This is a genomic window from Aureimonas sp. N4, from assembly GCF_001463925.1.
Lineage (GTDB): Bacteria > Pseudomonadota > Alphaproteobacteria > Rhizobiales > Rhizobiaceae > Aureimonas > Aureimonas ureilytica_A.
In genome coordinates this window covers 21,383-42,484 of record NZ_BBWS01000036.1, presented here as the reverse complement: position 1 = coordinate 42,484, position 21,102 = coordinate 21,383, and the positions used below count along the sequence as shown (strand labels likewise).

Here is a 21,102-nt window from a genome sequence, read left to right as displayed (position 1 = left end):
AAGTTGACGCAGTTCGATGACGAACATTGTTAACAATTGCCTACCCTAGCCCGACGGGCCGTTGCGGCGGCTGGTCGCAGGGCGCGATCTGCACGCGGCAACCGGGAAGCCTGCGAACCGGAGACAGGCGCCATGAGGCGCCATGCCCGTTCTGTGAGCGGAGCCGATGCCAGCGCAAGCAGCAACGACGCCGATCGGCGGAACGAGTCGGCGGGCCGACCGTGCGCCGTTCCTTGCCGGCTTCTAATCCCCCGCCGTCAGAAAATTCCGGCCGCTGGGCGCGGCGAGGCTGGCGGGGGCGTCTTCCTCGTCCTTCAGGAGAACGCCCGAAAGATTGCGGCGGAAGGCCTCCTGCATGAGATAGACGAGCTTCTGTGCCGCGCGCGGCGGCTGGATGCCCTCAGCCCGCACGTTCGAGATGCAGTTGCGGGATTCGTCGGTGAGGCCCGGCCTGGGGTCGAGCGTCAGGTAAAGGCCCATACTGTCGGGCGAGGACAGGCCCGGCCGCTCGCCGATCAGCACCACCACCATGCGCGCGCCAAGGAGATGGCCGATCTCGTCGCCCACCGCCACGCGCGCCTGACGCACGATCGCAACGGGCGCGACGGTCAGGCCATGGCGGGCGAGCAGAGGCAGAAGCTCGGCCAGAAGGCTCACGGCGTTTTCCTCGATCGCATGGGCCGACAGCCCATCGCCTACCACCAGCGCGACATCCACCGGCTCGGCCGCTCTCGCATGGGCGAGCAGCATCTCGCGCGAGGCGTCGTCGAGGCTGCGCCCGGCATCGGGGCGCTGAAGATAGGTCACGCGGTCGCCCGCGCGGCTGGCGAGCGGCAGCGTCTTCTGGCCGAGGCCAGCGATGGCGCGCGCCAGCGCCTCCGCGTCCAGCTCGCGCTGCACGGCGTTGCGCGCCTTGGCATGGGCGAACTGGAATTCGAGATGCGGCGCGGTCGGCAGGCTCGTGCCCGCGCGACCGAGCGCGATGCGCGCCGCCGTGTGACGGCGCAGCTCGGCCCAGGGGTTGGAAACGACGGGGGTGGCGGGCTGATCGTCGGACGACATGGAAACCTCAACCCTTCGCGACGCTCAGCGCCCGCGCAAAGGCGGGCGGCAGATCGGCGCCGAGCCGGAAGGGCGCGCCGCGCTCCACGATGCCGGCCTCTTCCAGCCAGGCCTGAAACTCCGGCGCGGCTTCGAGGCCCAGCGCCTTTCGCGCATAGAGCGCATCGTGGAACGAGGTCGTCTGATAGTTCAGCATGATGTCGTCCGAGCCCGGAATGCCCATGATGAAGCTGATGCCGGCGACGCCCAGGAGTGTCAGCAGCGTGTCCATGTCGTTCTGGTCGGCTTCGGCATGGTTGGTGTAGCAGATGTCGCAGCCCATCGGCAGGCCGAGCAGCTTGCCGCAGAAATGGTCTTCCAGCCCGGCGCGGATGATCTGCCGCCCGTCATAGAGATATTCCGGCCCGATGAAGCCGACCACGGTGTTGACCAGAAGCGGACGGAAAACGCGCGCCACGCCATAGGCCCGCGCTTCCAGCGTCTGCTGGTCCACGCCGTGATGCGCGCCGGCCGACAGGCACGAGCCCTGCCCGGTTTCGAAATACATGGCGTTGTCGCCGATCGTGCCGCGCCTCAGGCTGGCGGCGGCCGCATAGCCCTCGCGCAGGGTCGAGAGCCCGATGCCGAAGGAGCGGTTGGCGGCTTCCGTACCGGCGATCGACTGGAACACGAGATCGACCGGCACGCCCCGGTCGATCAGTTCGATCGAGGTCGTGACATGGGTCAGCACGCAGCTTTGCGTCGGAATGCGATAGCGCTGGATGATCTCGTCCAGCATCTGCACCAGGGTGGTGACCGCCGACACGCTGTCGGTGGCCGGGTTGATGCCGATGGTCGCATCGCCCGAGCCGTACATCAGCCCGTCGAGGATGGACGCCGCGATGCCGGCGGCATCGTCGGTCGGGTGGTTGGGCTGAAGGCGCGTCGAAAGTCGGCCGGGCAGGCCGATCGTGTTGCGGAATTTCGTGACCACCCGGCACTTGCGGGCGATCAGGATCAGGTCCTGATTGCGGCAGATCTTCGAGACGGCGGCCACCATTTCGGGCGTCAGGCCGGGGGCGAGCTTCGTCAGCGCGGCCTCGTCCGCCGCGTCCGACAGGAGCCAGTTTCGGAACTCGCCGACCGTCATGTGCGAGACGGGCGCGAAGGCGGCGAGATCGTGCGTGTCGATGATCAGCCGGGTGATCTCGTCGCTCTCATAGGGAACGACGACCTCCTGAAGAAAGGTCTTCAGGGGAACATCGGCCAGCGTGAGTTGGGCCGCCGCGCGCTCTTCCATGTCGACAGCCGCAACGCCGGCCAGCGTATCGCCCGAGCGCTCCGGCGTCGCCTTGGCGAGCAGGGTCTTGAGGTCCGCGAAGATATGGCGTCGGCCGCCGCGATCGAAATGATAGGCCATCGGACGCTCCTTTCGAACAGAATCTCGCCGCGCCGGTTTTATTGCGACGCGGGAGCTAGTTTACGATTCCGGGCGGCGAGCGCCAGTCCGCCCGAGCCGGGAATGCCAAGCTTTTCTCAGGGCTTCGAAACCGGCAGCGCCTGTCCGCGCACGGTGTGGCGGGGTTGGAGCAGGAGGGCGACGAGCGCGGTCCAGCCGGTCTGGTGCGACGCGCCGAGCCCCTGGCCCGTCTCGCCGTGGAAGAACTCGTTGAAGCTGATCCGGTCGTCGTCCGCCTCGTCTCGTGCGCCATCGCCCGCCATGGCGGGCCGGGTGCCGGAGGCGTCCTTCAGGAACAGGGCGCAGAGGCGGCGGGAGATGTCGTCAGCGACATCCCGCAAGCCGGTCATCCGGCCCGAGCCGGTCGGGCATTCCACCGCGAAATCCTCGCCGTAGAAGCGCTCGAACTCCAGCAGCGCTTCCACCAGCATGAAGTTCAGCGGCATCCAGACCGGGCCGCGCCAGTTGGAATTGCCGCCGAAAATGCCGGCGTCCGACGTGCCCGGCTCGTAGCGCACCTCGTAGCGCTGGCCGGCCCAGTCGAACTCGAACGGGTCGGCATCATGGGCCTTGGAGAGCGAGCGCAGCCCATGCGGCGACAGGAACTCGCCCTCATTCAACATGCGCTTCAGAAGCGCCGTCATGCGCTGGCGGCGCAGGAGCGAGAGGAGCAGGCGAGCGTCCTGGCCGGTCTCGCCATAGCGCGAGACCTGCCCCGTCAGATCAGGGCGATGGTGCAGCATCCAGCGCAGGCGTTCGGCGAAGGCCGGGAAGAGTTCGGCGGTCCCGGCGTCCAGAACCTCCACCGCGCAAAGCGGAATGAGCCCGACCAGCGAGCGCACGCGCAGCGTGGTCTCGCCGCCGTCGGGCAGAACCAGCGCGTCGTAGAAGAAACCGTCCTCCTCGTCCCAGAGACCGCGCCCGCCCTTCTCGGCCTCGCTGCCGCCGACATGCGTCATGGCCGAGGCGATGGCGAGGAAATGCTCGAAGAACTTGCTGGCGACATCCTCGTAGACCTTGTTTTCGCGCGCGAGCTCCAGCGCCATGCGCATGAGATTGAGCGCATACATGGCCATCCAGGCCGTGCCATCCGACTGCTCGATCTTCGCCCCGCCCGGCACCGGCGCGGAACGGTCGAACACGCCGATATTGTCGAGCCCGAGAAATCCGCCCTGGAAGAGGTTGCGGTCGGTCGCGTCCTTGCGGTTCACCCACCAGGTGAAGTTGATCATCAGCTTGTGGAAGACGCGCTCCAGGAAGTCGCGGTCGGCCCGGCCCGTCAGCGCCTCGTCCATGCGATAGACGCGCAGCGCCGCGAAGGCCTGGATCGGCGGGTTCGCGTCCCCGAACGACCATTCATAGGCCGGCAGCTGGCCGCTCGGATGCATGTACCATTCGCGCGTCAGAAGCAGGAGCTGGCTCTTGGCGAAGGCGGGGTCGATCATCGCCACCGACATGGCATGGAAGGCGAGGTCCCAGGAGGCGTACCAAGGATATTCCCACTTGTCCGGCATCAGGATGATGTCGGCGTTGGAAAGATGCGTCCAGTCCGCGTTGCGGCCCGACAGGCGCTCGCGCGGCGGCGGGGGCGCGCCGGGGTCGCCGTCCAGCCAGCGTTTGACGTCGTAATGATAGACCTGCTTCGACCAGAGAAGACTGCCGAGCGCCTGGCGCTGCACGAGGCGCGCATCCGCGTCCGGCACGTCCTTCTGAAGGGCGGCGTAGAAGACGTCGGCTTCGCTGAGACGCTGCGCGAAGAGCGCGTCGAACGCCGCCTCGTCCATCTCGGCCGCGCCGTCCGCCGACCAGCGATAGCGCAAGGTCAGCGCCTCGCCGGGGCCGATGCGATGCTCCGACCAGAGTGCGCATTTGGTGCCGGCCTCGGGCAGGGTCGACGCGCCGCCGCCCAGCACATGCTCGCCGATTGCGTCCTTGAACGCGCCGTCCGGCCCCTCGCCATAGAGGCGGCGATGGTTGGTCTCGTTTTCGCACAAGAGAACCCGCGCCGGCTGGAGGCTGGCGAAGCGGCGCGGCGCGAAGCCCGGATGCTCGGCCCGCACGCCCTGCCCTGCTTGCCATTGGGCGAGGCGCGGCTTCTCCACGCCGTCGCCCCAGCTCCAGATATTGCGCGCGACGAGCTGCGGCAGGACATGGAGCGCGGCTTCTTCCGGCCCGCGATTGTGCACGGCGACGCGCATCAGGATATCGTCCGGTCCCGCCTTGGCATAGGCGATCTCGACATCGAAATAGCGCCGCTCGGCTAGAATGCCGGTATCGGCCAACTCGTATTCCGGCGCAGGCGTGCCGCGCCGCCGCGCGTTCTCGGCCAGAAGCTCGGCATAGGGAAAAGCGCGCTGCGGGTAGCGATAGACCATCCGCTGGAAAGAGTGCGTCGGCGTGGCGTCGAGATACCACCAGACCTCCTTCACGTCCTCGCCATGGTTCCCTTCCGCATTGGTGAGGCCGAACATGCGTTCTTTCAGGATCGGGTCGGCCCCGTTCCAGAGCCCGAGCGACAGGCACCAGTGCTGGTGCGCGTCGCAGAAACCGCCGATCCCGTCCTCGCCCCAGCGATAGGCGCGCGAGCGGGCGTGGTCGTGCGGAAAGGAGGCCCAGGCATCGCCGTCTGCGCTGTAATCCTCGCGCACCGTGCCCCATTGCCGCTCGCTGAGATACGGTCCCCAGCGCCGCCAGCCGGCGCTTTCGGCCTCGCGCAGCCGCCGGCCCTCTTCGGTGTCGAAGATTTCGGCGCTCATGGGCGCTTGGCCCATGAGGCGTCAGACAGCCGGCGCGGCAGGGCGACAAGACGAGGCGAGATCACGAAAGGCTCCTGGGCAGCGTCGAACCGAGCGCCCGCCCTTACAGCCGATCTCTCGGCGCGTGCAAAGCGGACCATGCGACGATCTGTCTTCGCAGCGCCGAAGGGCAAGGTGAGACAGCCAAGTTCTTCGCGGCCATCCCCCTTTCGCGCGTCGAAGACGTCCGGCCACGGACGACACGCCGGATTTTCGCGCCCTCCCGCAGAGCGAAGCCGTGTCTATGCGAGAGGAGGCATCGGCGCTGCCAAAAGAATGAGGCGAGCGGGGGGCTGGCCCGGCGAAGGCTCCCGGCACGCTTCCGCTGCACCATGCGCAGCCGTTCGCGCCCTAGCGCTTCGCCCATGCGAAAGGGGCCCGCCGAACTGCGAGCCCACCGCGCCCTATGTCAGATCGTTCCGACGCCCGATCAGGCGCTCAGGCGTTCGAAACCGCCGTCGAGATCGAGGTCGAGGCCACTCGCTGCCGGGCGCGCGGGAGCGGGCGCCGGGTTTGGCGCGGAGGCGCGGGCCGGCGCGGCGGAGGCCGGGCGCTGGCTGTAGGTGTCGCCGAAATCCTTCACCTTGGAGCGCAACTCGGCAATCGTCGCCTCGCGCGCCTGCTTGGGCACCGGGGCGGCGCCCGCGCGGCCCTGTAGTTTGAAGAAGCGCGCGTTCTCGTCCAACCGCATCGCCTCGGCCGAAAGCTGGCTGGCGGTCGCCGCCATCTCGTTGGCCGCGCCGGCGTTGGACTGCGTGACCTGATCGAGCTGCTGGATCGCCTGATTGATCTGCTCGACACCGATGGACTGTTCGCGGCAGGCCGCCGAAATCTCGGTGATCAGTTCCGCCGTGCGCTCGATGTCGGGAACGAGCGCGTCCAGCATCCGGCCCGCTTCTTCTGAGGTCAGCAAGGTCTCGGCCGACAATTCGCCGATTTCCTGCGCGGCGACCTGAGAGCGCTCGGCGAGCTTGCGCACCTCGGAGGCGACCACCGCGAAGCCCTTGCCATGATGCCCGGCGCGCGCCGCCTCGATCGCCGCGTTCAGCGCCAGAAGATCGGTCTGGCGCGCGATTTCCTGGATCACCGCGATCTTCTCGGCGATCGTGCGCATGGCCTCGACGGAGGCCCCGACCGCCTTGCCGCTCTTCTGCGCGTTGGCGGAGGCTTGGGCGGCGATCTTCTCGGTCGTGTTGGCGTTCTCGGAATTCTGCCGGACATTGGCCGCCATCTGTTCGATCGCGGCGGACGCCTGCTCGGACGCCGCAGCCTGCTCCGTCGCGCCCGAGGAGAGCTGCTCGGCCGTCGCGGCCGATTGCGAGGAACCCGAGGCGACCTGCGCGGAGGAATCGCGGATCGAGGCGATCGTGTCGTTCAGCTTGGACTGCATCTGGGAGAGCGTGGTGAGGAGATCGCCGATCTCGTCGTTGCGCGCCACCAGAATGGGCTGGGAAATATCGCCCTCGCCGATCCGGCGGGCGTGGTGCTGGGCGAGATCGAGACCTCGCGCGATGGAGCGCGCCAGCCAGAAGGCCGCGAACGCGCCCGCCAGAACCGCCAGCACGACGAGGATCATCATCCGGTCGCGCGTGGATTCGTATTCGGCCTGGGTGCTGCCCGCCAGCCCTTCCGCCACACGCGTTTCGGCCGCGATCAGCTCGTCGAGTTGCCGGATCAGATCGAGAAGATAGGGCCGCCCTTCAGCGGAATAGTTTTTGTTGGCCGTCTCAGCCGCGTTCGTGGTGCCGAGCGTCGCAATCTTATCGACGATCGGCTTGAGGCGCGTCCAGTCCTCGAACTGCTCGTTCACCGCCTCGGCCATGGACGTGCCGGCCGCGACATCCCGATAAGCCGTCATGCCTTGATCGAGAACCGACTTGCGTTGCTCGAAGACCTTGAGCAATTCCATCGACCGCGCTTGATCCGACTCGGCTGTTGCCGCCATCAGTCGATACATCATCTGCGGCAGGGCGAGCCGCACAGTTGAGGCGGTGTCTCGCAGCGGCCCCGAAACGCCGGACGCGCCCAACGCTTCACGCACCTTGGTGAAGTCGTCGGTCATTTCGTCGATCAGTGGAACGGCGTCGTGCGAGTAAAGCTCGTTGGCGCGCGTGGTCGTGTTCTGCTGGACGAGGTCCATCGTCTTGACGGCCATGCCGTGCCACACTTCGATAGCGGCGACGATCTTGTCCACGGTGGCGAGGGCTTCGGTCATATCGGGGGCGAGGTCCGCGCGATACTGCGCCATGACCTGAAGCTCGCGCACGACGCCCGCCTCGATATCCTCGCGAAGCTTGGCCATTTCCGCGTCGTTGGTGGAGGCGAGCATCCGATTGATGGTGCGCCCGAGATCCTGCATCCCACGCGCCGCATCGCTGACCCGCTTGGTCTGCGTGAAGGGACGGGCGACGAAGGACTTCATGTTCTCGTTGGTCGATTGCAGGCTGCGAACGGCATAATAGCCCGACGCGCCCATGACCCCCAGAATTCCCGCGAACGCGACTGTGAGTTTCAATCTGATCGACAGTCGCATGTTCCGATGCTCCCCTACGGCAACCTTTCGAACATTTCATCATCGATCAGTTTAAGATTAACGAACAAACAGCCTCGCGTCGTGAATTTTAGGTTTGTCCCAGCGGCCATTCCGGTGCGTCACACGGCAAGTGGGGCTTGTCGCCGCAGTTCCCGACCATCCTTCGAGAGTAAATAAACTTTTTCTCACAGAAACGTGATCGATCGAGACGTGTATCGTTTCTTGTCCGCCAAGATAATTCGTAAGCTATACATGACTTATCGAGGCGCTGAGCTTTCACCGTAGGCCCGCTCGGCGCGGCGATAGGTTCGCTCGCTCGATCGGATCGTATCGGCGAGGTAACGACTGAGCGTTTCGATGAGCCGGGGCGTGACGCGCAGCGTCTGCGGACGACGGCCGACCTCTTCGAAAAAGCCCCTCTCGATGGCGAGGGCGATGAGATTGCGCATATGCGAGCGCGAGCGGCCGAACATCTCGGCGTAGGAGACCAGGTCGGATTCGCGCAAAGGGCGCGTGGGATCGGCCGAGGTCTCATGCATCGCCGCATGCAGCACGAGCGTGGCGCCGCCGCGACCGAAGAAGGCCGCAAGGTCAGGGTCGCGCATCAAGAGTTCCATAGCCGTCGCCATGGCGATCTTGCCCGCGCCGACACGGGCCACGAAAGGGAGGAACTTGTCCTCGCGACGAAGGATCAGGTCGAAATTCTCTTCGGGAAAGAGCGCATGACACGCGTCGCAATACAGCTTCACGAAGCACCAGTGCCAATACACGAGCGGCGGCAAGGGACGCAGAAGCCGCACGCGTCTATCGCGCGGATGAACCACGACCTCCAGATGGCCTGTCTGAATGAGACGACTGAGATAGGCGTCGATCTGGCGGGCGCTGTAGAGACCGTACGTGGCCATGCGCTGCTTCAGTTCGGTCGGTGTCGCGGCGGTTCCCCCTTCGATATCGTCGCCGTCCAGTCCCATGATCTGCCCGAGCAGAATGACCCTCCAGGCATCCACCGCGAAACCGCCGGGAAAGTTCTGCGTCGTGTAGAGGTCGAGCGTTCCACGGTTGAGAGCCGCGCGCACCTCCGGAAACAAGGGATGGTGCAACACCTCCTCGGCCGAGCGAAGCGGGATCGTTTCGTCGTCAGTGGTGTCGGAGGTCGAGGCCAAAGCCGCGCGATCGCGATCGGCCGGTTCGCACGGACCCTGCGAGGCGTCAGTTGCTGTCAGGTCGTCATGATGAAACTTCTTCATCCGGCCAGTCTCGCCTCCGGCGCCGGCTCGCCGGTGAGATCGCGCAGCCAGGCCAGAAGCCGTCCCGCCTTGTCGTCGCCCGCCATCGCAGGCATTTCGCCCGCGCGGACCTCGCTCGGCAGAAAGCCGAACTTGGTTTTGAACGCGCGGCTGAAGCTCTTGTCTTCGATGAAGCCCGTGGCATAGGCGACGCTCGACACGCGCGGGCGGCCCCCTCGGGCGCTCGGACGCGTCAGCAGGCGGAGCGCGGCGGCCAGACGCCGCTCACGGATGAAGGTCTGCACCCCGCCCTCCCCCGCGAATTCCCGGTAGAGCGCGGCGCGCGACAGGCCGAAGCGGCGTTGCAGAAGCTCGACGCCTAGGTCGGGGTTGTGCAGATGGCTGCGGATGAAATGGCGGATTTCGAGCCGCGCGCGCCACTCCACCTCCTCGCCCTGCGCCTGCGCGCCGCTCAGGAAGCCGGAGCAAAGTCGCGCGGCCGCCGCCGTCAGCGCCGGCAGGTGTTGCGGCGTCAGGCGATCGGCGCAGCTCATAATACCCTGGATTGTGGTGAAGGCGATCTGCCCGGCCGCATCCGCGCGGAAATCCGCCACTTGGCCATGCAGGGCCTCGACACGCAGGGGCTCGCTGGAAAGCAGCACGCGCGGCAAGAGGATGTTCACCGCGTCCACCGCCTGATCGGATCGCACCGTGACGGGCTGCGACAGATCGTAGATCACCGCGCCGCCGCCTGTGGCAAGCCGCTCTTGACGCGTTTCGATGCGGCTGCGGCCTTTGGTGTAGAACTGGATGAGCAAGTGGTCGACGCCCTGCCGGGCGGATTTGCGCGCCTCACGTACCAGATCCTGTGCCGGCGCCACGACATTTCCCACCAGCAACGCGCCGAGATGGAAGGTCTTCATCGCGACAGGTTGGGACAGATCGGTTTCGTCCCGCTCCGCCAGATCGAAGAAAGGCGAAACATGTGTGCGCCATTCATCCCAAAGCCTTGCCGAATCCCGATCCTGTTGCGCTCCATTATGGTGCATTTCGACGCAATCGATCAATGGACCCACCACATTCACCAGTGACATTACGTTGCGTAATACTGCCGAAGAACGCTTCTACTCAGCCTTACTTACGACAATCATCTGTTAACTAGGCTTAAGTCGCAGGGTCACACGGCACAATGGTGGTCCGTTGACAAAAACTGCGCATATCTTCTCGTTACGGGTTTGAACCGAACGGCGCGGCTTCGATCACCCACTCGCATCACGAAAAGGGCCGCCGCAGCGTGACGCCGCGGCGACCCGGTCTCAGATGTTCAACCGCTTAGCCGCGGAAGAGCGCCAGAATGCTCTGGGCCGACTGGTTGGCGATCGAGAGCGCCTGCATACCGAGCTGGGACTTGGTCTGCAGAGCCTGGAGCTTGGTGGACTCTTCCGACAGATCGGCGTCCACCAGGTTGGAGACGCCCTTGTCGATCGTGTCCATCAGCGTGTTCACGAAGGACTGCTGCATCTGAATGCGCGAGGCGACCGAGCCCAGCGATGAGGCGGCAGAGCTGACCTTGTTGATCGCCGTGTTGACGAGCGAGATATAGGCCGACAGCACGTCCTTGCGGTTGGCGCTGGTGACGTTCAAGGTCGAGAGCGTTGCGTCCGAGACATCGATCTTATCGACCGACATGGTGCTCGCACCGCCGCTGGGTGTGACGCTCGTCACCTGAACGGAGCCCGCGCCCGCGCCGCCCGCACGGGTGAAGGTGAGGACGTTTGACGGAGCCGTCACGGTGACGCCGACATTGCCTGCCGTAAAGGCTGCGTTCAGCACGGCGGCGTAATCGGTCGCCGTGTTGATGGTCGCCGCACCCGACAGCGCCGCCTTCACATCGCTTTGCGCGATCGTCACGGACTTGGCGTTGCCATCGACCGAGAGGTTCAGCGTGATGGAGTCGTTGACGCCGAAGGTCAGCGGCCCCGTGAAGGCGCCGGTGCTGGCGAGGACTGCCGTGCTCGCGGCCGCGACATTCGTCCCGTTGGCCGTCAGACCGGTATTCGTTGCTCCGGCGGTCAGGCCGGCGGTGGAGGACGTGACATTGTCTCCATCCTGCGCGGTGACGTTCGACACGGCGATGTAGCTGGTGGAGCCGGCCGCCGTGGCCTTGATCGTCATGTGGTTGGAGTTGTTGGAGTCCTGCGCGAGGAACGTCACCAGCTTGGTGTTGTTGGGGCCCGTGCCGAAGGCGCTATCGAGAGCGTTCTGGACCTTCGTCTGGAACGTCGCCGCGTTGGCATTCGTGTTTCCGGCCGCCAGCATTCCGGCGGTCGAGATGGAGATCGTCTTCTGCGTGCCGCCGAGATTGACCGACAAAGAGATCGTGTCGTTCGCCAGCAGGTTGGTGTCGGAGAACGTGCCGATGTCGAGCAGCGGCTGCGAGTCCTTGCCGTAGCCCACAGTGCCGGAGCCCAACGTCTTCGTGTTGGTCGCATCGTAGTAGTACGATGTCGAATTCGCATCGAGACCCAGCCGGCTGCCCGCTCCGGTCGTCACGCCATAGATCGAGCCGGACACGCTGCTGATGCCGACCGCCATATTGGCGCCCTTGTTACGGGTCGAGAGTTCGAACATACCGCCGGTCTGCGTGACGGTAATGTCATGGTTGGAGGCGCTATAAACGGTGCCGATCGGGTTGCCACTGGCATCATTGCCGTTGAAGCCTGTCCCGGTGAAAGCCGTGTCGATCTTCGTCTGCAGGAAGGTGGCCCATTCGGCGGCCGTCGGCTGCCCCTTGGTCGTCCAGCCCGATGCGATACCGGCGACGCCACCGCTGACGACGAAGTCGGACGCCGCGAACGTGTGCGAGATCTGTTTGACCGTCGAGCCGTACTGGACATTGAAGGAGTAGGTGTCGCCCGCGACGATACCTGCGCCCTGCCCCGTACCCGTCGCCGTCACGCCCGCCACGGCCAGGCCCGCAACCGCATTGCTCGCGGCAGCGAAGCCGCCGGTGCCGGACAGGTTGCCGATCTTCACCGTTTCGGCCGAACCCTTGTTGGCCGTCGTGATCGTCAGGTTAGCGCCGGTGCCGCCGACCGTGATATCGCCCGCCGTATACACCCGGCCGTTCTGGGTTGAGACCGTGTTGGCGAAGGCGGTGTCGATCGCCGTCTGCATGGCGAGTTTCATGTTGCCAGCCTGAGTAGCGGCCGACGCATCCTTGGTGATTGTACCCGTCGTGATGCCGGTCTTCGTCACGCCGTTATACGTGATGTCGAAGGTCATCGTTCCGTCGGAGCCGACGGAGGTGACCGTGCCGATCGCAGTGGAGGCGATGGCACCACCCGCTGCGGTTGGGGCGGTGTAGGCTGTCGTGTTCATCTTCGCCACAGCACCGAAGGACGAACCGAAGGCGGGAGCAGGAAGCGCGCCAGCCGTCAGAATGCCGGCCGTGTCGGTGACGGCGCCGTCGCCGTTGACCGTGGTCACAGCCCCGACCGTGATCTGGGAGGCCGTACCGACGCTGCCGGCCGTCAGAGTGACGACATTCGACGGTGCACTGACCGTGACCTTGCCGGCACCAACCGCTGACGTGACGGCAAGCTGAAGCTTGGAGACGAAATCGCTGCCGTCGGCGGCGAGATCGGAGGTCTTGAGACGCACCGTATTATTCGTGCCATCAACCGTCAGGCTGAAGGTGATCACGTCGCCCTTGGTCACGGCAGCCATATTCAGCGTTCCGAGCGTCGCTACGGCGCCTGCGGCCGTCGTGCCGGCCGAACCCGTCGCGGTGCCGGTGAAGCCGAGGCCGGCGATCGACGGAGGGGCTGCTGAAACGAAACCGCCGACATTGAGCGCCGCGCCGGTCGCCGTCGTCAGGCTCAACCTGCTGTCGGCGATACCGTCCGCGTTGGCATTCGCGTCGAACAGCTTCACCGCGCTGGTGTCTACATCGATCGTGCCGATGGTGACAGCGCCCTTCTGGTCGCGCGACATCGAGGCGACGACGCTCTTGTTGGCGTTGTAGCTCGGGGATGCCGAGTCGACCGACAGCCAGTTCTCGCCCGAAAAGGTCGAGGACGCCGCGATCGACTTCAGCTGCTTCTGCAGCTCGGCGATTTCGGCCTGGATCTTGGAGCGATCCACACCGTCCTGACTCGCGGCGGTCAGCTTGGACTTGATCTCGTCGAGAACGTCCTTGGCCTTATTGAGACCCTGATAGGCCGTGTCCACGGTCGCGGAGCCGAGGCCCAGCGCGTCCTTCACGGTCGAGAGCGACTTGTTGTCCGAGCGCAGCGTCGTGGCGATCGACCAGTAGGCGGCGTTGTCCTTGGCGTCGTTGATCTTGAAGCCGGTCGAGATGCGGTTCTGCGTTCCCTCCAGCAGGGACTGCGTCGCCTGCAGGTTACGCAGAGCGGTCATTGCGGCAATGTTGGTATTCACGCTGGTCATGAGAATGTCCTAAAGTTCCGAACAGGGAAAGGACATGAAGCAATACTTGGCAGCATCATGCTGTTGCTCGGGTTTCATCTGCTTCTGACGCCATATTCACTTCAAAAACTTGCTCAAATCCTAATTTTATACTTGACTTTAATTTTATATTTACACTCATGGCGTCTCAGAAAACTCGCACGCCGTCTCACGGGACAGAAACTTTAACCCCTTGTTAAGATTTGATTTTCGCGCAAACGGCTGCTCCGGCCTCGGGGCGGCGGCAAACGACGGGACAAGAGGGAGAGAGGGACGCGCGCTTCGCGCCGCGCCCATGCGCCGGGAACAGGGCGCAAGGGCGGGCCGACTGAGAGACCGGCGGCGCGCCGGCCGGGATCCTGCGGGATTCTGGGGGGCGGGGTCGCCGCTTTGGGCGATGCGAGGGGCAAAGCCGCAGTGGCCTGTGCTGTCCCGGCCCGGCTCCCCGTTTGGGCGGGGCCTTGGAAGCGGATCAGCGCACAGGACGTCGCAGCGTCCGGCTCCGTGTTCTGGCGAGGGGGAATGGCCTGGACGCGAAAGACGATCCGGCGATCACAGAAGAGGCGCTACCTGCGCGGCGCCGCGATGGGCTGCTGGGCCGGTAGCCGGTGCCTCGCGGCGGCGTCGCTATCAGCCCGTCCCATGCCGGCGGACAGGCTTCGCCTCGGGTCGTGCGGGCAATTCAGATCGCGAAGCCTGGTCTGTGAAAGCGGCCTCGGCCCGCGCGCCATGAGCGCCGCGCAAGAGAACGCCTGACGAAAGGCGCGTTCGTCGGCAGGTCATATGGCGGCGGGTCAGACGGCGATCGGCAGGGGCGCTGTCGCCTCGACATGCTCGCGCAGGAGCGCCTCGACGGCGCGCTCGTCCAGGGGCCGGCCGAGGAGATAGCCCTGCGCGGTGCCGCAGCCAAGCTCGGTCAGGCGCTGGAGCTGCGTTTCGTCCTCGATGCCCTCGGCCGTCGTGTCGATGCCGAGCTCTCGCGCCATGGACAGAACGGCGCGCACGATGGCCGCGGAACCCACATCCTCCCCGGCATCCTCGCCGGACGCGGCGACGAAGCTGCGGTCAATCTTGAGGCGGTCGATCTTGAACTCGCGCAAATGGGCGAGCGAGGAATAGCCGGTGCCGAAATCGTCCATGGCGATGCGCAGACCGAGCGCGCGAAGGCTGGTGAGCGTCATGGCGATCTGGTCGCTATGCTCCACCATGGCGGTTTCGGTGATCTCGATCTCGATGCGCGAGGGCGACAGGCGGTGGCGCGCCAGCGCCTGCGCGAACTCGGCGGGAAGCGTGGCGGAGCGCAGTTGCAACGCCGAGACATTGACCGAGACATAAAGCGGGGCCGGCCAGAGCGCGGCCTGCCGGCACGCCTCCTCGATCACCCAGGCGCCGATCTCCGCGATCAGCCCGGAGCGCTCGGCGAGCGGAATGAAGTCGACGGGCGGCACCAGCCCTCGCACGGGATGACGCCAGCGGATCAAGGACTCGAAGCCGCACAGCATCCGGCCGGGCAGGCTGTAGAGCGGCTGATACCAGAGCTCGAACTGACCGAGCGAGACGGCGAGCGACAGGTCCTGTTCCAGCGCCCGCTTGTCGACCTCCTGCTCGCGCATTCCGTCCTGATAGACTTCGAAGCGGTTGCGGCCCGCCGTCTTGGCGGAGTAGAGCGCGAGATCGGCCTTCTGCTGGAGGACCATCGCATCGTCGCCCGGCGCGGCCGTCGCGATGCCGATCGTGCAGCCGACCGTGACGGCATGGCCCGCGATGTCGAAGGGAAGCGCCGCCTGGATGATAATGTCCTGCGCCAGCGCCGCGATCCGCTCCGATGGTGCCCTGAGGAGCACGGCGAGTTCGTCCCCGCCCAGCCGGAAGGCCAGTTCGTCGGGCCGCAGGCAGGATTCCAGCCGGGCCGACAGCTTGTGCAGGAGCTCGTCTCCGACCGTATGGCCCAGCAGATCGTTCACCTTCTTGAAACGATCGAGGTCGATCGAAAGCATGGTGACCTCCCCACGCTCCAAGAAGTCCACGACGCTTTCGGCAAACATGCGCCGGTTCTTGAGGCCGGTCAGCGCGTCGTGGAAGGCCATATGGGCGATGGTCTTCTGCCCGTTGCGCATCTGCGTCACGTCTTCGTAGGTCAGGATCGCCCCGCCGCGCGGCACGGGTTGGCAAACGATGCTAAGCACGACGCCGCTCGCCAGATTCTGTTCGAGGCGCGTCACCGTGTCCTTGCGCATCCAGGCATGATGGTTCTCGATGACGCGTGCGAGGCGCTCCTCGTCCCAGCCGCTGCGCTCTCCGATCGTGGAGAGGAAGTCGCGCAGCGACATGCCGGTCTTGAGCGCTCCTGGGGTCAGGCCGAAGAGCTGGCCGACGCGCTCGTTGACCAGCGTCAGGACGCCGCCGGGCGAGAGCATGGCGAGCCCGTTCGACATATTGGCGAGCGCATCGGCGGCCGTGGCGCGCGCCTTGGTGTCGATGAAGCTGCAGGCAAAGCCGGAACAGACGATGATGAGACCGACGCTGGCGACCGAAACGGCCAGCGCGCGCATGGCGTCGGGATCGGAGAAGGAACCGTCCACCAGCATGGGCGTCACCTGGAACGCTGTCATCCCGGTGAAATGCAGGCTGATGATGGAGAGGAAGAACAGGGCGGTCGCCCCATGCGACCCCATGCTCTCGCGCTCCAGCCGGCGCGCCGTATCGAGCGCCGCAGCTGCCAGGACGCAGGCCAGGATAATCGAAGCGATCATGAAGGATCGGTCCCAGGTCACGATCCCCTGAACCCGGTAGGCGAGCATCCCGATATAGTGCATCAAGACGATCGACAGGCCGACGATCGCCCCGCCGAAGGCCGGCGCGGCCCCGCCCCGCCCCGTCGCTGCGAGGAAGCCGAGGGCCGAGCCCGCCATGGCGATCAGAAGGGACACGATGGTGAGAACCGGGTCGAAGCTGATCGGCAGCCTGGGCTCGTAGCCGAGCATCGCGACGAAATGCGTGCACCAGATGGACGCGCCGGTCACGAAGGCGGCCAGCATGATCCAGGCGACCTTCTCCATCGATCGCGCCGTGGCCGCGCGCAGGAACAGACGCACCATGGCCCAGGAGCCGGAGCCGCAGATGACAGCAGCTATCAACACCAACCAAAGGTTATGCTGATAGTATATACATCCGATGACGGTCATCATGCTGCGATCAGCTCTTGAACATTCCGGGTTGAGTTTGGAATCTCGAGTCGTCGGCGGTTTTGCCGCCTGCGAACAGTTTGCCGACGATATATTGGGTGAGACGTAACGCAGAGCTTAAAGTTTGCTGCATTGAGCAAACCATCGGGGGACAGTCGGCGCTGTGTTTTGTCGCATGTCGCAAGGCGACTTGTTTCGGGAGAACGCAGGCCCTGCGATCGTCCGCCCGCAGGCCCGGCAAGCGCGTGGGCGGGTCTTGCGTGGCGCGTTCCCCGAGGGGCCGCGGGGCGAGACGCCAGCTAGACGCCCCGCTTCGGCATTTCCTGCCGTTCTCGAGAAGCATTCGGCCTCATCCAGCGGCATGGGCGGGCCAAACTGAGCCATCCGCATTGCGGCTGCCGCGATAGCCATGACGATCGAAAGAACCAGCCATGCCGATTGACGTTCAACGGGTTCACAACAGCGCAGAGTTTCCCGCTCGCGTCGATGTCGTGGTGATCGGCGCGGGCATTGTCGGCGCGTCCACCGCCTATGAACTGGCGCGCAAGGGAATCTCGGTCGCGCTTCTGGAAAAGGGCATGGTGGCCGGCGAGCAGTCGGGGCGCAACTGGGGCTGGGTGCGTCAGCAGAACCGCGCCCTGCACGAATTGCCGCTGGCCATGTACAGCCTCCGGCGCTGGGGCGAGTTGGGCGAGGAGATCGGGGCGGATCTGGGCTTCCGCCGCACCGGCTCGCTTTACGCCACCAAGGACCCGAACGAATACGCCCGCTGGGAAAAGTGGAGCGCCGACGCCAAGGGCCTCGGCTTCACCAACCGGATGCTGAGCCAGGCCGAGGTGCGCGAGCGCATGAGGGGCAGCACCAATGCCTGGATCGGCGGCATCTGGACCGATACGGACGGCCGCGCCGAGCCGGGCATGGCCGCGCCGGCGATTGCCGAGGGCGCCAAGGCCAAGGGCGCGTTCCTGCATCAATCCTGCGCCGTGCGCGGGCTCGACATCGCCAATGGACAGATCAAGGGCGTTTGGACCGAGCGCGGGCTGATCCAGGCGGACGCGGTGGTGCTGGCGGGCGGCGCGTGGAGTTCGCGTTTTCTGCGCCGCCACGGCATCGACCTGCCCGTCGCCAATATCGAAGGCACGGCGGTCTGGACGACGCCGATCCCCGAGGTGGCCGATGCCGGCTGCATCACGGGCGCGGGATACGCGCTGCGCCGCCGCCTCGACGGCGGCTACACGATCGCGGTGCCCGGCCACGGCGTCGTCAATCTGGCCCCGCAGGGCATTCGCTACGCCACGAAATTCCGCGAAATGATGAAGGCCAAGATCGCCAAGAAGATCGAGTATCGGCTCAACGGCCAGTTCTTCAACGGCCCGGATGCCTGGGGCCGCTGGGATTTCGACAAGATCTCGCCCTTCGAGAAGACCCGCGTCATGGACCCCGCGCCCCAGAAGCATCTGGTGGAGGAGGCGATCCGGGCTTTCGTGGCCGACTTCCCCTCGGTGCAGGGCGTCGGCGTCGCCTCGGCCTGGGCGGGCCTCATCGATACTTCGCCCGATCTCGTGCCCGTCGTCTCCAACTCGGACGCGATCCGCGGCCTCACCATCGCCACCGGCTTCAGCGGCCATGGCTTCGCCCTCGGACCCGGCGCGGGGCGGCTCGCCAGCGAGATGGTGACGAACGAGACGCCCTTCATCGAGATCGACGCCTATCGCTTCAACCGCTTTTCCGATGGTTCGGCGGTGAAGCGGCCGGAGATGATGTAGGCGTCGCTTCGATCGCGCACCAAAAACCAAGGGACACGGGCGAGCCAGGGCCGCCCGTGACCACCCGCTATTACGCGGCCTGCGCCGTGGCGGAAAAAAGGTTCAGCGCGGCATATTGCAGAAGCATGATCGTCTTGCCGTCGCGGATCGCGCCCGCCGCGATCAGGCCCATCGCCTCCTCGATGGTGAGTTCCAGAACGTCGATATCCTCGCCTTCCTCCAGGAGGCCGCCGCCCTCGGACGCGCGGTCGCCTGCCTCGTAGCGCGCCACGAAGAAATGCAGGCGCTCCGTCACCGAGCCGGGGCTCATGAAGGCGTCGAAGACTTCTCTGACATCGCGCACCCGAAAACCCGTTTCCTCCTCGGTCTCAGTGCGGATGCGCTCTTCCGGCGAGGCCTGATCCAGAAGCCCGGCGGGAGTCTCGATCAGAAAATCGTCGTGCCCGTTGACGAAGGCTGGGTAGCGGAACTGCCGGACCAGGATCACGGTGCGCCGCTCCGGGTCGTAGAGAAGGATCGTCGCGCCATTGCCCCGGTCGTAGGTCTCGCGCGCCATGCGCTGCCAGCTGCCGTCGCCGCGCTGGTAGGACAGGACGGTTTTCTTCAGAACGAACCAGTCGTCCGACAGGAGCGTGACGTCCTCCACGCGGACACGATGGGCGATGCTCATGGGGCTCGGGTCTCCGGCTGCGGCGAAAGCGGGACGCCTCGCCCTCTGGAATGGCGCGATGTTTCGTGCAATATCGTGCGGAGTCAAGAAATTTCGTGCAACGAGCGGATGCGATGCTGACGAGCGAACGCAAGGCGCTGATCCAGGCGGTTTTGCTGCGGGACGGTCGTGTGGTGGCCAAGAGCCTCGCGCAGGAACTCGGCCTGTCGGAGGACACGATCCGGCGCGACCTGCGCGAACTGGCGAGCGAGGGACTGTTGCAGCGCGTGCATGGCGGGGCGTTGCCGGCCTCGCCGGCCGTCGCCGATTTCGCCCGGCGCGAGGAAAGCGGCTCGGCCGCCAAGCTGGCGCTGGCGCGCGCGGCGGCCGCTCTGATCCGGCCGGGGCAGATCGTGTTTCTGGATGGCGGCACGACGAATGTGCAGCTGGCGCGCCACTTGCCGCGCGATCTCAGCGCCACGATCGTCACCCATAGCCCGAGCATCGCGGTCGAGCTGGTTCAGCATCCGCTCGTGGAGGTCGAGCTGATCGGCGGACGCTTGTTCAAGCATTCGATCGTCGCGGTCGGCGCGACCTGCGCCGAGGCCATCTCCCGCATTCGCGCCGATGTCTATGTCATGGGCGTCACGGGCCTGCACCCTGAGGCGGGCGCGACCACGGGCGACAGCGAAGAAGCATCGATCAAGCGGCTGATCGCGCGCCAATCGGCCGAGACGATCGTGCTCGCCACGGGGGAAAAGCTCGGCGCGGCCTCGCCCTATCGCATCGTGCCGATCCATGAGATCACAAGCCTCGTCACGCAGGCGAGCGTCTGCGATGAGAAACTCGCCCCCTTGCGCGCCGCCGGGCTGGAGATTGTGACCGCCTGACGTTGATCCCGTCAGCGCCGCAGCGTAGTGGAGGGTGTTTCGCCGAAGCGCTGGCGATAGGCGCGCGCGAAGTCGCCCTTGTTGATATAGCCCCAGGCGGCGGCGATCTCGGCCACGGTCTGGCCCGGCAGGGCGGTTTCGAGATCGCGCCGGACGCGCTGGAGCCGCTGCTCGCGCAGGAATTGGCTGGGCGTCGTGCCGCGAAACCGGCGAAAGGCTTCCGTCAGGCTTCGCAGACTGGTGCCGGCCGCGCGCGCGACCTCGGCCATGGTCGGAAGGTCGGCCGCGTGCTCGGACATATAGGCTTCGGCCGCCCGCACCACGCGGGGCGCCAGCGCATGGCGGGGGTCGGACAGGTCGAGCCCGGCACGCGACGCCCATTCGTTGAGAAGATGGACGCAGATCGTTTGTTCGAGGTGGCGCCCCACGCGATCGTGCGCCAGCCGGTCCGGCGCTTCGGCGATGCAGCGCATCACATAGTCCATCAATATCAGCCAGCTCGACCCCTGCCCGCCCAGCCCGCATTTGAAGCGCCACAGCGCATCGCCCGGGACGAAGCCGAACCAGTCGTGGCAGACCTGTTCCAGAACGGCGTGCGGAATGGTGAGGTTGAGCTGGAGATGGGCGGGGTCGAAATCGACGTGATAGTCGGTGCGGCTGCAATCCACCACGAAGCTTTCGCCGTAGCCCGTGTTCACCGCGCCGCCATCGTCCAGCCGATGGCTGGCATTGCCGCCGATCGTGGTCAGCACCACCGCGTTGCCGGCCTCCTGCGACCAGTCACGGATCCCGACGGGAATACCATAGGCGAAGCGCGTGACGATGATGCGGCCGACCATGGCCGAATGCATGGTGGATTGGGGGCGGATCAGCTTTCCGGTGGGCGAGACGTCGTAGGGCATATAGACCCGCCGCGACCACTCGCCGATCTCGTCCCAGTCCTTCGAGAAGACCTTATGGTGCTGGCGGATCGCCCGCCCATGCGCGTCGAACAGAAGGGCATCGCGCAACATGGACTGTCCTTTCTCCAATCCGAACCTCGATCGTTTGCAGGCTAACGGACGAACGGGTTCTGCGGCAACTCCGGC

The 21,102-nt window shown here is 65.7% G+C and carries 12 protein-coding genes; 2 read left to right on the top strand and 10 right to left on the bottom strand.

Annotation, left to right across the window (positions count from 1 at the left end; translation table 11 throughout):
* Positions 1–243: 243 nt before the first annotated feature.
* The 8 genes from eutC to AUL28_RS10820 form a co-directional block, all read right to left on the bottom strand.
* Entirely contained in the window at positions 244–1,062 is an 819-nt protein-coding gene (gene eutC / locus AUL28_RS10855) for an ethanolamine ammonia-lyase subunit EutC (RefSeq protein WP_062232361.1), read from the bottom strand.
* Positions 1,063–1,069: 7 nt separating this feature from the next.
* Positions 1,070–2,461, bottom strand: a complete 1,392-nt coding sequence (locus tag AUL28_RS10850; RefSeq protein ID WP_062232359.1) for an ethanolamine ammonia-lyase subunit EutB — start codon at positions 2,459–2,461, stop codon at positions 1,070–1,072.
* A gap of 116 nt (positions 2,462–2,577) precedes the next feature.
* On the bottom strand, positions 2,578–5,256 hold the full coding sequence (locus AUL28_RS10845; protein WP_244493486.1) for an MGH1-like glycoside hydrolase domain-containing protein: 2,679 nt from the start codon (positions 5,254–5,256) through the stop codon (positions 2,578–2,580).
* A gap of 469 nt (positions 5,257–5,725) precedes the next feature.
* On the bottom strand, positions 5,726–7,828 hold the full coding sequence (locus AUL28_RS10840) for a methyl-accepting chemotaxis protein (RefSeq protein ID WP_082640393.1): 2,103 nt from the start codon (positions 7,826–7,828) through the stop codon (positions 5,726–5,728).
* A gap of 257 nt (positions 7,829–8,085) precedes the next feature.
* Positions 8,086–9,075 (bottom strand): hypothetical protein, encoded by a 990-nt coding sequence (locus AUL28_RS10835; protein WP_062232354.1) that lies wholly within the window; start codon positions 9,073–9,075, stop codon positions 8,086–8,088.
* Positions 9,072–10,148 (bottom strand): helix-turn-helix domain-containing protein, encoded by a 1,077-nt coding sequence (locus AUL28_RS10830; protein ID WP_082640392.1) that lies wholly within the window; start codon positions 10,146–10,148, stop codon positions 9,072–9,074. Before AUL28_RS10830 ends, AUL28_RS10835 begins: the two co-directional genes overlap by 4 nt.
* Before the next feature lie 238 nt (positions 10,149–10,386).
* On the bottom strand, positions 10,387–13,506 hold the full coding sequence (locus AUL28_RS23275) for a flagellin N-terminal helical domain-containing protein (protein WP_062232347.1): 3,120 nt from the start codon (positions 13,504–13,506) through the stop codon (positions 10,387–10,389).
* 812 nt (positions 13,507–14,318) lie between these two features.
* Positions 14,319–16,661, bottom strand: a complete 2,343-nt coding sequence (locus tag AUL28_RS10820) for a bifunctional diguanylate cyclase/phosphodiesterase (RefSeq protein WP_192843436.1) — start codon at positions 16,659–16,661, stop codon at positions 14,319–14,321.
* A gap of 479 nt (positions 16,662–17,140) precedes the next feature.
* Between AUL28_RS10820 and AUL28_RS10815 the strand changes: the two genes are divergently transcribed.
* Positions 17,141–18,475 carry an NAD(P)/FAD-dependent oxidoreductase gene (locus tag AUL28_RS10815; RefSeq protein WP_062232340.1) on the top strand — a complete coding sequence of 445 codons (1,335 nt, stop codon included), beginning with the start codon at positions 17,141–17,143 and terminating at the stop codon, positions 18,473–18,475.
* Positions 18,476–18,545: 70 nt separating this feature from the next.
* Here the strand turns inward: AUL28_RS10815 and AUL28_RS10810 are convergent, their stop codons facing one another.
* Positions 18,546–19,145 carry an NUDIX domain-containing protein gene (locus tag AUL28_RS10810; protein ID WP_062232337.1) on the bottom strand — a complete coding sequence of 200 codons (600 nt, stop codon included), beginning with the start codon at positions 19,143–19,145 and terminating at the stop codon, positions 18,546–18,548.
* Positions 19,146–19,258: 113 nt separating this feature from the next.
* On the opposite strand from AUL28_RS10810, the gene AUL28_RS10805 reads away from it, so the two are divergent.
* Positions 19,259–20,014: a DeoR/GlpR family DNA-binding transcription regulator gene (locus tag AUL28_RS10805; protein ID WP_062232334.1), complete on the top strand. Its 756-nt coding sequence runs from the start codon at positions 19,259–19,261 to the stop codon at positions 20,012–20,014.
* An 11-nt stretch (positions 20,015–20,025) separates the two neighbouring features.
* On the opposite strand, the gene AUL28_RS10800 is transcribed toward AUL28_RS10805, so the two are convergent.
* On the bottom strand, positions 20,026–21,027 hold the full coding sequence (locus AUL28_RS10800; RefSeq protein ID WP_062218654.1) for an AraC family transcriptional regulator: 1,002 nt from the start codon (positions 21,025–21,027) through the stop codon (positions 20,026–20,028).
* Positions 21,028–21,102: the final 75 nt, after the last annotated feature.

What these genes read in the sequence shown, in the direction of transcription:
- AUL28_RS10805 (WP_062232334.1), top strand. Translation starts at nt 19,259, where the DNA reads ATGCTGACGAGCGAACGCAAGGCGCTGATCCAGGCGGTTTTGCTGCGG.
- AUL28_RS10800 (WP_062218654.1), bottom strand. Translation starts at nt 21,027, where the DNA reads ATGTTGCGCGATGCCCTTCTGTTCGACGCGCATGGGCGGGCGATCCGC.
- AUL28_RS10830 (WP_082640392.1), bottom strand. Translation starts at nt 10,148, where the DNA reads ATGTCACTGGTGAATGTGGTGGGTCCATTGATCGATTGCGTCGAAATG.
- AUL28_RS10835 (WP_062232354.1), bottom strand. Translation starts at nt 9,075, where the DNA reads ATGAAGAAGTTTCATCATGACGACCTGACAGCAACTGACGCCTCGCAG.
- AUL28_RS10815 (WP_062232340.1), top strand. Translation starts at nt 17,141, where the DNA reads ATGCCGATTGACGTTCAACGGGTTCACAACAGCGCAGAGTTTCCCGCT.
- eutC (WP_062232361.1), bottom strand. Translation starts at nt 1,062, where the DNA reads ATGTCGTCCGACGATCAGCCCGCCACCCCCGTCGTTTCCAACCCCTGG.
- AUL28_RS10850 (WP_062232359.1), bottom strand. Translation starts at nt 2,461, where the DNA reads ATGGCCTATCATTTCGATCGCGGCGGCCGACGCCATATCTTCGCGGAC.
- AUL28_RS10845 (WP_244493486.1), bottom strand. Translation starts at nt 5,256, where the DNA reads ATGAGCGCCGAAATCTTCGACACCGAAGAGGGCCGGCGGCTGCGCGAG.
- AUL28_RS10840 (WP_082640393.1), bottom strand. Translation starts at nt 7,828, where the DNA reads ATGCGACTGTCGATCAGATTGAAACTCACAGTCGCGTTCGCGGGAATT.
- AUL28_RS23275 (WP_062232347.1), bottom strand. Translation starts at nt 13,506, where the DNA reads ATGACCAGCGTGAATACCAACATTGCCGCAATGACCGCTCTGCGTAAC.
- AUL28_RS10810 (WP_062232337.1), bottom strand. Translation starts at nt 19,145, where the DNA reads ATGAGCATCGCCCATCGTGTCCGCGTGGAGGACGTCACGCTCCTGTCG.